Source organism: Pseudomonas sp. TE3-3-F2023 (assembly GCF_036784815.1).
GTDB lineage: Bacteria > Pseudomonadota > Gammaproteobacteria > Pseudomonadales > Pseudomonadaceae > Aquipseudomonas > Aquipseudomonas pudica.
This window is the reverse complement of the sequence record NZ_CP145113.1, coordinates 3,314,593-3,326,592: the sequence shown is the minus strand read 5'-3', so window position 1 is coordinate 3,326,592 and position 12,000 is coordinate 3,314,593. Positions and strand designations below refer to the sequence as shown.

9 protein-coding genes are annotated in these 12,000 nt (G+C 67.0%); all 9 read right to left on the bottom strand.

Features of this window, described 5'->3' with window-relative positions:
- Positions 1-17 precede the first annotated feature (17 nt).
- The 9 genes from mnxG to V3314_RS14960 all read right to left on the bottom strand — a co-directional run bounded on the left by mnxG (position 18) and on the right by V3314_RS14960 (position 11,914).
- A complete protein-coding gene (gene mnxG, locus V3314_RS15000; protein ID WP_338459198.1) occupies positions 18-5,858 on the bottom strand; it encodes a manganese-oxidizing multicopper oxidase MnxG in 5,841 nt (1,946 codons plus the stop codon).
- 359 nt (positions 5,859-6,217) lie between these two features.
- Positions 6,218-6,982, bottom strand: a complete 765-nt coding sequence (gene madM / locus V3314_RS14995; RefSeq protein ID WP_046614357.1) for a malonate transporter subunit MadM — start codon at positions 6,980-6,982, stop codon at positions 6,218-6,220.
- A 2-nt stretch (positions 6,983-6,984) separates the two neighbouring features.
- The gene (gene madL / locus V3314_RS14990; RefSeq protein ID WP_003258591.1) at positions 6,985-7,407 is read right to left on the bottom strand and encodes a malonate transporter subunit MadL; all 423 of its coding nucleotides are present in this window, start codon (positions 7,405-7,407) and stop codon (positions 6,985-6,987) included.
- A gap of 192 nt (positions 7,408-7,599) precedes the next feature.
- Positions 7,600-8,520 (bottom strand): malonate decarboxylase subunit epsilon, encoded by a 921-nt coding sequence (gene mdcH, locus V3314_RS14985; protein WP_338459197.1) that lies wholly within the window; start codon positions 8,518-8,520, stop codon positions 7,600-7,602.
- Positions 8,517-9,131, bottom strand: coding sequence for a malonate decarboxylase holo-ACP synthase (locus V3314_RS14980; protein WP_108481591.1), 615 nt, complete (start codon positions 9,129-9,131; stop codon positions 8,517-8,519). The genes mdcH and V3314_RS14980 overlap by 4 nt, the downstream gene beginning before the upstream one ends.
- A 1-nt stretch (position 9,132) precedes the next feature.
- A complete protein-coding gene (gene mdcE, locus V3314_RS14975; protein ID WP_322492708.1) occupies positions 9,133-9,924 on the bottom strand; it encodes a biotin-independent malonate decarboxylase subunit gamma in 792 nt (263 codons plus the stop codon).
- Entirely contained in the window at positions 9,921-10,769 is an 849-nt protein-coding gene (locus tag V3314_RS14970) for a biotin-independent malonate decarboxylase subunit beta (protein ID WP_338459196.1), read from the bottom strand. Before V3314_RS14970 ends, mdcE begins: the two co-directional genes overlap by 4 nt.
- Positions 10,762-11,061: a malonate decarboxylase subunit delta gene (locus tag V3314_RS14965; protein ID WP_135002473.1), complete on the bottom strand. Its 300-nt coding sequence runs from the start codon at positions 11,059-11,061 to the stop codon at positions 10,762-10,764. Before V3314_RS14965 ends, V3314_RS14970 begins: the two co-directional genes overlap by 8 nt.
- A gap of 1 nt (position 11,062) precedes the next feature.
- On the bottom strand, positions 11,063-11,914 hold the full coding sequence (locus V3314_RS14960; RefSeq protein ID WP_338459195.1) for a triphosphoribosyl-dephospho-CoA synthase: 852 nt from the start codon (positions 11,912-11,914) through the stop codon (positions 11,063-11,065).
- Between the last annotated feature and the right edge of the window lie 86 nt (positions 11,915-12,000).

Sequence of the window (12,000 nt, the reverse complement as noted above, 5' to 3'; positions counted from 1 at the left end):
CGCGCCCCCATTTACCGTCACTGCGCCGGTGCCGTTGCCGGCGGCGCTTCATTGGTCACTCGCAAGATCCCCCACAGCCCCGAGAGGTTGCCGTAGGCGGCGTAGTCGCGGAACAGGTAGTCACCCGCCACCGCGTTGGCGCCGCCGGCACTGGGCAGCATGAAACTGAAGTGCGCCGCTGGCAGCACGCTTTCCTGGGCACCGATGTACATGGCCATCGGGTTGTAGCCGAAGCGCACCGAGCCGATGCCGGGCAGGCTCAGCGGGTAGCCGTCCACGTCGTTCTTCTCGGCCTGGTAGTTGTGCAGTGGCCACAAGTGGCCATCCAGCTGATAGACCATGCCGCGGCTGCCACCACTGGGCATCACGATATGGTTGCGCACTGGCTGGCCGGGCTTGGCGTACAGCACCGGGGTTTGCGGGTCGCCACCGACCAGGGCGTTGGCGTAGGCCATATGGGCGTTGGGTACATCACCAAAGCCCAGGCCACCGGCGCGGCCGAAGGGTGAGTCGGGGGCCATGCCGAAGCGCAGCCACAGGGGTTCGGTCTTGTAGTTGACCGCCATGTTGCCGTTGTCCTGAGGGTCGCCGGCGGCGCCGTTGCCTTCGGTATTGATGCCCTCCACCGGGCGACCGTCGGCCCAGCGCATGTTCAGCGCACGCTGCCATACCGTGACGAAGTCGCGGTAGTCCGGCTGGCCGGTGACCTTGACCGTGGCCTGGGCCCTTGTTGCGGTGTCCTCGGTCCAGGTGGCGGTCTGCGGCAGGATGCTCATGGCACCCACCAGGCCTTTCTGCGGCTGCTTGATGACGTCCGACGGGGTAAGGTTGAGGCCGCCGAATTCGATGGCCGTGGTGTTGATGTTGTCTACCGTGCGGCCCAGTTGCGACACCGGCTTGCCTTCACGCTCCAGGTGGCCGGCATAGTACTGATAGGTACGGGTCGGCCAGGCGCCGCTGGTGCCGGTACGCGGGGCCACGGTCTGCACCGGGTTGAGGCCGACGTTGGCGCCGTCGGACTTGGTGATGTCGTAGGCCAGCAACTGGGCATGCAGGCCCACGTGGCTGGATGGCCGCATCAGATTGTTGGCAAACGCGGTGGCACCCTCGCTGTCGAAGCGGTCACGCTTGACCACGTTGTGCATCACCGCAGTGCTGGGCAAGTCCGGCATTACCAGTGGCAGGCGGTTTTCCAGGGTGATGCTGATGCACTCGCCTGCGTTGGCGCGCAGCACCAGCGGCTCCACGGGCACGCCCGCCTTCAGCTTGCCGGTGGTGGCGTCCAGGTCGGCCTTGCGCACGTACAGGATCGCGGTCGGGTCGTGCAGCGGCGCGCTGTGGCCACCGATGGTGAAGGTTTCCCCATCTTCGGGGTCTACCCCACTGACCAGCGGAATGGCGGTCTTGCGGCTGTTGAACACCAAGGTGCCGCCGTTGGCCTTGAGCGGGCCGCCGACATGCTGGCCGACACCGGCCGGGTCGTTGATGCTGACACCGTTACGGTTCTCGAGGATATCGTTGGCCAGTGCCGCGACGATCTCGTAGCTGCGCTTGACCGTGGGGCGGGTGCCGATGCCGTTGGGGTTGGCCGTGGTTTTCGGGCAGATGCCATCGAAGTTCACGGTGTTGCGCATGGCCACCGGCTGCGGGTTGTTGGGCAGCGGGAACAGGTCGGCACGCTGCGCGGTGTAGTTGCGCATGATGCCCCAGATGCCGTTCCAGTAGCCCTCCAGGGCCGCATCCAGCGAATACAGGTAGTCACCGTTGGTGGCCGCCGAACTGGAGATCATCGACACCGGCGCCATGAAACCCAGTTGCTCGGAAATACCGATCATCTGCGATGACTTCCAGCCCGAGTTGGAGCTGTTGCCGTAGCCGGTGCCGTTCTGCAGCCACTTCACGCCATGCAAGGTGATGTTGTGCTCCTCTTCATGGCCACCGGCGTGCATGCGCAGGCGCACGTTGTCACCGGAGTAGGTGCGCAGCATCGGGGTGAACGGGTCGCCCGGTTCGCTGCCGGCAGCGTTGATGTGCGGCGGGAACAGCGTGGTGCCGCCAGTGGGGCCGACCGCCGAGGTGATCGCCGAGGGCGCCAGGTTCATTGCCGGGATGGCGCGGTCGGTACGGGTTTGCAAGGCGTAACTCAGGTCGCCGGCCAGGCCGTCGGCCTGCATGCCACGCTTGCCGTCCGGGCCGACCTTGTTGGGGTCGTAAACACGCAGGGCCAGGGGCTCGTTGCGGTAGTTGACGACGAACATGCCCGGGTCATCCACCGAGATGGCCTGTGGGCAGGGCCGGCTTGGGCAACCCGGGTTGATGCCGCCGCGTTCTTCGACGATGGCCTCCAGCAGGTTCGATGCCTTGCCGCGCACGGGCGGGTTGATGGCGTAGCGGAAGCTGTCGGCAGTGGCCGGGTACGACTGGGCATTGGGGATGCCGTCCGGCCCGGCGCCGACGTACACACCGGCCTCGTACGCGTGCTGGAAGTCGCTGTATTCCAGGAAGAACTCGCGGTAGCTGTCGTTCTTGCCGTCGCCGTCGTGGTCACCGGTCTGGATCACCGCCTGCCACGAAGTTGGGCCACCGTCCTGCCGCGTGGCCGGGTTGTACAGCTTCTCGCCGGTTTCGGCGTGGTACCAGGTGGAGTTGGCCGGTTCGGCCAGCACGGTGGCATACAGCCCAAGCTGCTGGTGGGTCGATGGGCCGAGGTGGTCGTGGGTGAAGATGGTACCCAGGCCACGGTCGACGTTGTACACGTTCACCAGCGGGTCGGCGAACCAGCGCTGCATGGCCGTGCGTGCGCCCAGCCAGTCGGCCCGGCCAAAGCGGCCGAAGTACGGGTGCTGCCGGGCTTGTGGGCAGGCGGCGGTGCCGTCGCGGCTATCGCCCTGGGTGCAGCCGTTGTAGGCACGAATGGCCTGCACCCGCTCGACCACGCTGCCGGGCGAGAGGATGCCGTCTTCGTAGTTCCAGCCGTTGGCCGAGCCGTCGGCGGCGGTCAGGTCCCACTTGGGCAGGTGGATGTGCTGGCCGATCACGTCGGTCGGGGTGCGCACCTGGTAGTCGTCCATCTCGTAGATGTTCGGGATCAGGTTGGTGTGCTGGTACATGGTGCAGTCGAAGGTGTTCATGCGCATCACCAGCGGCTCTGGCGGGCGCTGCTTGGTGATCACCGGCCAGGCGTCTTCCCACAGGGCGATGATGCGTGCCTGCGGGAAGTGGTAGCCGACCTTGTTGTACACCGCGTCGAACTGGATGTTGGCGCCCTTGTAGATGCGTGGACGGTCGGCGGTGAAGGCCGAGGCGCCACGGAAGTTCAGGCCCGACAGGCTTTCGCCGCTGAAGTATTCGCCTACCCCGGAGGACTGGGTCAGGCGTTTGCCCCGGTCATCCATGCACGGCTCGTAGAACGGCGCGCCGGCAGTGGGCAATGCGCCGTTGGTGCGGAACGCCTTGGCCACCGGCTCGCTGCCGGGGATCAGGGCAAAGCTTTGGTGTTCGGCCTGGGCGTGGAACTGCATGGCCGCCTGCTCGACATCGGTGCCTTCTTCGGGCAGATAGATCGGCTTGGCCTTGTGTACCACCTTGGTGAAATCGAGCTTGGTGGTGGTGGTTTCGGCTTCGCCGCCGGCGGATACGCCGTCCAGCGCATGGCGCCCCAGGCCACCGTCCCAGCCATCGACCTGGTTGGGGTCGAGGTTGGCCCACAGAGCCTTGCCGCTTTCCTTGAGCTGGCGTGCCATGGCCGGGTCGAGCATGTCCAGTGGCGGGGTTGGTGGGCGGTTGCCCACGCTGCTTTCCATACCGCCGATCCAGAACGGATAGCCAGGGTTCTTCAAGGTGCCGTCGGCGTTGCGGTTGGCGTCGCTGCGGTCGACCAGCGCCAGCGAGCCGATGGCCTTGCGAACCGGCGCCTGGTTGGCTGGCTCGTCATCCTCTTCTTCGGGCTCGTCGTCATTGGCAGCAACCAGCTCTTCGGACAGCTTCGGTACCACCACCACCTTGCCTGGCATCGGCGCCATGGCCTTGCCGGGCAGCGGCACGATGGCCGGGATCGGCGTGCCGGCAACGATCTCGCCATCGGGCAGGGCCCGTGCGCCAACCGCCGGCTTGCCGCTGCGCAGGGCGAACGGGGTGCTGTGGTAGCCGTTTTCGCCCTGCCCGCTCACTTCAAGGCGGGTGCCTTCCTCGAACACGTCATGCACTCGCCACATGGCCCACATGCCCTGGGCGAAGTGCGGGTAGAAGTGGCAATGGTAGATGGCATCGCCCGCCACCCGGTTGCGGTTGCCCGCACCGCCGTTGGCGATTTCGTAGGTGTAGCCGACCCCCGCGCCAATGCCCTGGGCATCGATGTAGTCGGAATTGTCGTCATTGGGGTTGAACAGCCACTGGTGGCCATGCAGGTGGAAGATGTGCTGTTCATGGCCGTTGTGGGTGTTGCGGAACTTGGTGAAGTCACCGATGTAGCTGTGGTGCACGTTGGCCGGTTCCGCCGGGAACAGGGCCATGCTGGCCTTGACCCCGACGGCGCTGGCCGGTGGTACCTCGCCAGGACGGATGTGCTCCAGGCCGACGTTGGCCGGCACGTCCACCAGCGTACCGACATCACCGACCGTGTGCGAACTGAGGAAGAACTCCTCATAGGCGCACGACAGGCAGTCATGCATCGGCCCCACGCCCAGGCGGTTGGCCACCACTTCGGCGCCCATGCCACCGGAACCGTAGTTGATCATGAACGAGTCGCGGGTGGGTTCCAGTACGTGGCCCATCACCGGGTCGGCCCAGTAACCAGGAAACGCCTGGGTGCCGGCGACCTCGTCGGCGAACTGCGAGGCGAAGTCACGGAACGCCTCCAGGCGGTTGGGCAACGCCGGGTTGCGCTTGCCCAGGCTTTCCAGCGGGTAGGTGGACTTGGGGAAACTGCCATCGGGGTTGGGGCCCATGACGATGGCATCGGTTTCGCTGTTGATGATCTGGTTGCCGTCGACCATGGCAATGATCGGCTTGCCGGCCTTGCCTTCGGCGATCCAGGGTTGCATTTGCGGGTAGCGGGCTTCGTAGTCGATCACCGGTTGGCCGGTGGCGGTACGGCCGGTGGTGGCCAGGCGCATTTCTTCTTCGGTAAGGGTATTGCGGTAGGTGCGGCCGAGTTTTGGCACCACCACTACCTGGCCGAACAGGCCGTTGGCAACGTTGCCCGCAGTGCCCTCGCCGCCGAATGTGGCGGCCTTGCTGGTAGCGGCAAAAGCGCCTTCGCGTGCGGCGTACAAGGTATAGCTGCGGGTGCTGCCTGGGCTGACGAAGAAGTTGCCGTTACGCCCGGTGTAGGCAGAAATGTCGGCGATGCTGTTGACCGCCTGCATGCCGTTGACCTGGAAGCCGACCATGCGCTCGGCCACCTGCTCGTCGGCTACGAAGCCTTCGGCGGCGTCATTTTCAAGCTCCGGCCCCTCCGCTTCGCCCTCAGGCTCTTCAGCCTCGATGCCGTGCTTGTTGGGGTTGGCCTTGTAGTCGAGCAGGTTGGTCAGGTTGACGGTAAGGCATTCACCGGCGGCCACCCGCAGCACGATGGGCCGCGGGCGCTTGTCCGGGCGCAGGGTGACCTTGCCCGGTACCGCCGCCCCGCCGCTGCTGAGGGGGACCATCTTGTCGTCCACCACATCCTCGCGCAGGGCGAACATCATGCCGTTGGCGTTTTGCGCGCCAAGGCGGTTGAACATCAGTGGCTGGTCCAGCGCCACCACGTTGGCGACCAGGGTGCGCTGGCACTGCACGGCGGCTTCGCTGGTCGACTCCCAGCCGAGCAAGGCCAGTACGAGTGATGACAGGATGGGGCCTTTGAGTGGCATAGACATGCTGCACCTCCGGTACACAGGATCTCTGCGTGGAGCTGGAGCAAGGTGTATGCCAGGAACGGATTGCTTTTATTTTCAGTTGGTTGCAGCGGTAAACGACACAGGTTGGGGAGGATTCCCCAGCGGTTTTCCCCGAAACGGGGGGTGGTTTGCAGGTGTTCGTCACGAGATATTCCCACAGGTACAGCATTGCTCTCGAGGTTGTCGCTGTACCTGTAGGAGCGGCCTTGTGTCGCGATGGGGCGCGCAGCGGCCCCAGGATCTTGACGGCGATGCGGATATCGCTGGGGCCGCGTTGCGGCCCGATCGCGACACAAGGCCGCTCCTACAAGGGGTCTGCGCAGGCCAGCAGATTGTTGTCACCCGACCAGGGCGCGTACGCAGAAGTACAGGATCGATGGGCCCATCAGGCAGCCCAACCCGGTATGGAAGGTGGCTGTCAGTGCCCCGTACGGCACCAGGCGCCGATCGGTCGCCGCCAGCCCGGCCGTCACCCCCGACACCGTTCCCGCCAACCCGCCGAACACCATCGCCGAACGTGGGTTGTCCAGCGCCAGCAGGCGCGCCGATACCGGGGTGAACACCATCACCAGGATCGCCTTGATCAGCCCGGTGGCAATCGACAGCGCCATCACGTCCGAGCTGGCCCCCAGCGCCGCCCCGGTCACCGGCCCGACGATATAGGTCACCGCACCCGCACCGATGGTGGTCATGCTCACCGCATCACGGTAACCGAACGCGTAGGCCACCGCCGCGCCGACAATGAACGGCAACACCGTGCCGAGCAGCAGAGCCACCGCGCCGATCATCCCGGCCCTGCGCGCCTCGGTGGCCTGCACCTCGAAGGCCGTGGCGACAATGGCGAAGTCGCGCAGCATGGCCCCGCCCATCAGGCCGATGCCAGAGAACAGCGCCATGTCGGCCAGGCCTTTCTGGCCACCGGTTATGGTGCCACCGCCCCAGGCCAGCACCAGGCCGATGACAATGGCGATGGCCGAGCCGTGCACGCGGCCGAAGGTCAGGTACTTCGACAGCACCACCGACAACCACATGATCGCGCCCACCACCGCGAAGGCAGTGATCAAACCGTTATGTTCCAGGGCATTGTCGATGATCGGCCACATGATCAACGCCCTCCTGCAGGGGCAGCCTGCACATTGCTTTCGGGGCCGGCCTCCACTGCCGGCAGGGGTTCGCCGCGGTGGCTGCGGCTGATCAGGGCAATGGTCGCACCGCACACCAGTACCGCCCCCACCGCCGCCAGCAACGCCACCGGCCCGCCGTGCAGGGCGGTGACCACGTTCTGCTGGGCAGCCATGGCTACCACAACCGGGATGTACATGGCGCCCCAGAAGCCCACGCCGAACTCGCATTCCTTGCTCATGCCGCCGTTGCGGTGCATGTACAGGCGTGCGCAGATCAGCAGGATCATGGCGATACCGACCCCGCCCACATTGGATTTGACGCCCAGCAGCACGCCCAGGAAGTCGCCGACGATGACGCCGGCAAGCGTGCAGACCGCCAGCAGTGCCACACCATAGATGATCATTGTTGTTGTCCTCAGGTAGTGTCGAAGTTGCTTGTTGTTGTTCTTCGTAAACACACTTTTGTGCGGCTATCGCGGTCATTGTGGGAGCGGGCGTGCCCGCGAACACGGGCGACGCCCGTGCCATTCACCGAGGTGCCTGCTTCGCGGGCACGCCCGCTCCCACAGGGGTCACCATCCGCCGCAGTGCCGCTGTCATCGTTCGTTAGCCACCTCCTGGCGCAGCAGCGCATCCAGGGTGTCCCAGCGGGTGCCTTCAACAGCAACCACCCTGCCCTGTTCGAACACCGGTCGGGCCAGCCCGCCGAGCACGTTGCCGGGCGGCAACTCCAGGTGCAGACGCACGCCACGCTCATAGGCGTTGCGCAACGTGGCACGCCAGTCGACCAGCCGCGCCATGTTGCCGGCCAGGTCGTCGCGCAGACGCTGTGGATCGAACACCGGCCGTGCGCTGCTGCCGCTGAGGTAGGTGATACGCGGTCGCTGCAACTCGACCGTGGCGAAGGCACTGGCCAGTTCGGCCGCGGGGCCATCCAGCAACGGGCAATGCGACGGCACGCTGACCGCCAGCCTCCGGGCCACGCCCTGGCCCAGGCGGCGTACCCTGGCGGCAACCGCAGCCATCGCGTCATCGCTACCGGCGATGACGATCTGGTCGTCGCTGTTGAGGTTGGCGACATACACCTCGCCGCCTGTGTCGCTCAACAAGCGTTCGACGCAGGCCAGGTCCAGGCCGCTGAGTGCAGTCATGCCATAGCCTTGCGGATAGGCGCGCTGCATCAGTTCGCCACGCAGGGCAACCAGGCGCACGGCATCGGCAAAGCCCAGGGCGCCCGCCGTGACCGCTGCCGGATAGGCGCCGATCGACAACCCCGCCACGTAATCCGGCGCGGGGCTGCGCTGCATCAGCCAGCGCGCCCAGGCCACGCCAGCCAGCAGCAGACACAGCTGCACGGCACGGGTCGTCTGCAGGGCCTGCTGGCTGTCCAGCGCCAAGGCCTGCTGGCCGAGGGTGTCACTGGCTTCTTCCAGCAATTGCCCGGCACACTCGGGCAGGCGCTGCAGCATGCCCACCTGCTGAGCGCCCTGGCCGGGGAAGGCGAACAGGCTGCTCATGCGGCACGCTCCATCACTGCCCATGGGTCGCTGACCAGGCGTGGGCCATCGGCCGACTTGAGCAGCACGCGGCGGGCGAAGCCGGCCCACTCGCGCAGGGCGACAGCGCCCGCCGGGGTTTCCAGCTGCAGGTCGATACGACAAGGCGCGCAATCGAGAATATCCAGCAGCGCACGCGCCTGCGCCCGGGCCAGTGGTTGTGGCGTGCGCAGCAGCAAGTCCAGGTCGCTCTCGGCGTGTACCACCTCCATACCGGTGGCGAGCTGATACCCCACCCCACCTGTCGGCCCCCAGGCCAGGCCGCTGGCATCCAGCACCGGGGCGACCGAGGCCAGGGCCTGCAATGCAGGCCAAGGGCTTTCCGCCTGCCAGCGCAGCGCTTCGGGGCCTTGCTGACATTGGATATCGGCCAGCCGCATCAGTACGCCCGACCGCTGCGCCCTGCCCTGGCCACGCAGCCCCACCGCCACCCAGCCGTCCGCACAGGTGGCACGGCGCACCACCACCGGCTGGCCGCTCAGCAGCACATCCTGCGCCCAACGCGGCGCATCGGCAGGCAGGCCAGATACGGGCATGCCCCAGAGCAGGTCGTGTGGCCTTGGCGCGTTCATCTCAAGCGCCCTGCCACTGGCGACGCAGCTGTTCGCGCACCTGGCGCGAGGCGCTGCGGTTTTCGCCCGCCAGCCGCGACGACAAGTCGCTCGAGCTGCCGATGTCGCGCACCGCATCTGCCAGGCAGGCACGTACCTGAGCGATGTCGGCACTGCTAGGCGTCTCGGCGTTGTCCACCGTCAGGCGGCGCCACAGCAAGCCAAGCGAGGCGTAGCTGGCAAGGTCGTAGGCCATTGGCGGCACCTCGGCGGCCAGGGCTTCCAGTTGCTCGACGCTGCGCAGGGTGATGCGCGCCGCCGCAGCCTTGCCCATGGCGTGCACCATGACCCCGGCATCGTCCAGGGCGATCAGGCGCTGGGCCTGGTAACCGTGCGCCAGGAAGGCACCAGACATGGCCTTGCCGACCAGCAGGCCGATCACCGGGTGCCCCGCCAGCCGTGCCTGGGCATAGGCCTGCACCGCAGCAGCCAAAGCCTGGTGGATCCCCAACGCCTCCTCACGGCGGCCATAGGCCTGGCTGGGCACGTCGATCACCGCGACGATGGCGCGCTTCTGGCCACGGCGGTCAGCCTCGACCGCTTCGCTCACGGCCTTGGCCAGGCCCCAGCCTTCCAGCAGGCCGACTTCGCCCGAGCGCGCACGGGGGAACGGGTTTTCGGCGTCCGGCACCACGGCGATGAAGCGCGCCAGGCGGTTGTCCAGTTCGCCATCGATTACCCGCAACGACGCGGGGTAGCCTGGCAAGGCTTGCCCGCCGGCCAGGCCCGGCAGCCAGTTCAAGGCACGGTTCATTCGGCATCTCCTTGGTAAAGGTCACGCACGGCAGCGGCATCCAGTTGCGGGCAGCCATCACCCAGCCGGGCCAGGCGTTCGAGGAACCAGGCGTGTTGACCGGCGCGATCCGTTGAAGGCTCCTCGAGCAGTTGCAGCAAGCGTTCCCGCAAAGCCTCGATGTCATCGGCCACATAGGCGTCGACCAGGCCGCTGGCGTGGCGCTGCTCGCCGCCGGTCAAACTCCAGATGAAGGGGCGGTCCTTGGCATCGTATTCACCGATGCCCGCTTCCTGCTCGATCACCTGCGGGCCGTTGAGGCCCAGGCGGGCTTCGCGGGTGACCAGCAAGTGGCTGCACAGGCCGGCGGCGATGGACATGCCGCCGAAACAGCCGACCGACCCTGCGACCAGGCCGACTACCGGCTGCCAGGCGCGCAGCTCGACAATCGCCGCCTGTATTTCGGCAATCGCCGCCAGGCCCAGGTTGGCTTCCTGCAGGCGTACACCGCCGGTTTCAAGCAGCAGCACGGCGCAGGTGGGGATGCCGTTGCGATTGTCTTCGATGGCCAGTTCCAGCGCACCGGCTATCTTGGCCCCCCCCACCTCGCCCATGCTGCCGCCCTGGAAACCGCCTTCGATGGCGGCAACCACAGCGTTGCGCCCGTTCAGCAGGCCCTTGGCGATGACCACGCCATCATCGGCCTGGGGCACGATGCCCTGGCGCGGCAGCCAGGGTGACATAAGCCGGTCGAAAGGGCCCAGCAGTTCACGGAAGCTGCCCGGGTCGAGCAAGGCGCGGGCGCGTTGGCGGGCGCCGAGTTCGACAAAGCTGCGGCTGTGCAGCAGGCGCGCGATATCAGTCATGGGCGATCTCCTCGAAGCCTTGCTCCAGGCGCAAGCGCACCACGCCTGGGGTGGCGCCGAAATCATGGATGTCGATGTTCACGGCCGGCCAGGTGCGGCCCTCGAACAGGCGCTGGAACAGCTGCGCCCAGCGGGCAGCGCTGCCGTTGACCGAGGTCACCACCTGGATTTGCAGGCTGCCGGCGGTGCCGGGTTGGATCAGCACTTCAAGGTCGCCGGAGCTGACGCAGCCCACCAGCGTGCGGCCACGCCCAGGTGCGGCGGCGGGGAATTGAAAGGTCAGGGTTTCCATGTCACAGGCTCCCGGCTTTGTCGAGGAACAGGCAGGCGGCCAGCAGATCGGCGGCGCCGCCCGGTGAGGCATTCAGGTGCAGCAGGTGCTGGTCCAGCCGGCGCAGCTGCCGGCGCCCGGCCAGCGTGGCGCTGCCGCCTTCGCCCAGCACGGTACGGGCGCCGTGCTGGACGGCAGCCAGCCCGGTCGGGCCGCTGCGCCAGAGCACGCAGGTATCGTTGAGCACGGCCATGATCGCCAGCAGCGCGTCCAACCGGGCGTGCGGCTCGCTGGTACCGGCGGCGCGGCTGCGCTGCAGTTGCGGCAGGCCGTGGCCGATAACCGCCGGGAAACCTTGTTGCGCCTGTTCGCGGGCACCGCCAGTGCCATAGCGGCGGCGTACCTGCAGGCCATGGCTGTCTTGGGTGGTCATGGCGGGATCGTCGAACAGTGCGATGCGACCGGCACGGGCAGCCAGGGTGCTGGCATCGGCCTGGGTATCGAGGGCCTTGGATGCTACCAGCAGGCCGAGGGCCCAGATTGCGCCGCGGTGGGTGTTGACCCCGCCGGTGGCGGCCAGCATTGCCGCCTCGCCTTCGCGGCCGAGCTGGCCCAGGGTGGTGCGCAGGGGCTGGCCGAGGGTGCCGATGGCCTGAGCGGCTTCGGCCATGTTGCGCAGGCAGGGCCACAGGGCCAGGGCCGAGGCATGCATCAGGGCCAGGGTCATGTCGTGGTGGGCGCCGTTGCCACGGCGGTCGACCAGGCCGGGTTTGGGGGACAGGTCGGCTTCGTCGATCAGGGCTTCCACGGCCAGGTCGGCCAGGTGGTCGGCCAGGGGTAATTTGGTTGCCTGTGCAGGCCTCTTCGCGGGCATGCCCGCTCCCACAGGGACCGCACCAGGTTCGGGTTCTGTGCCAGGGACCGCGCAATTTTCAAGTGCATCACTTTCCCTGTGGGAGC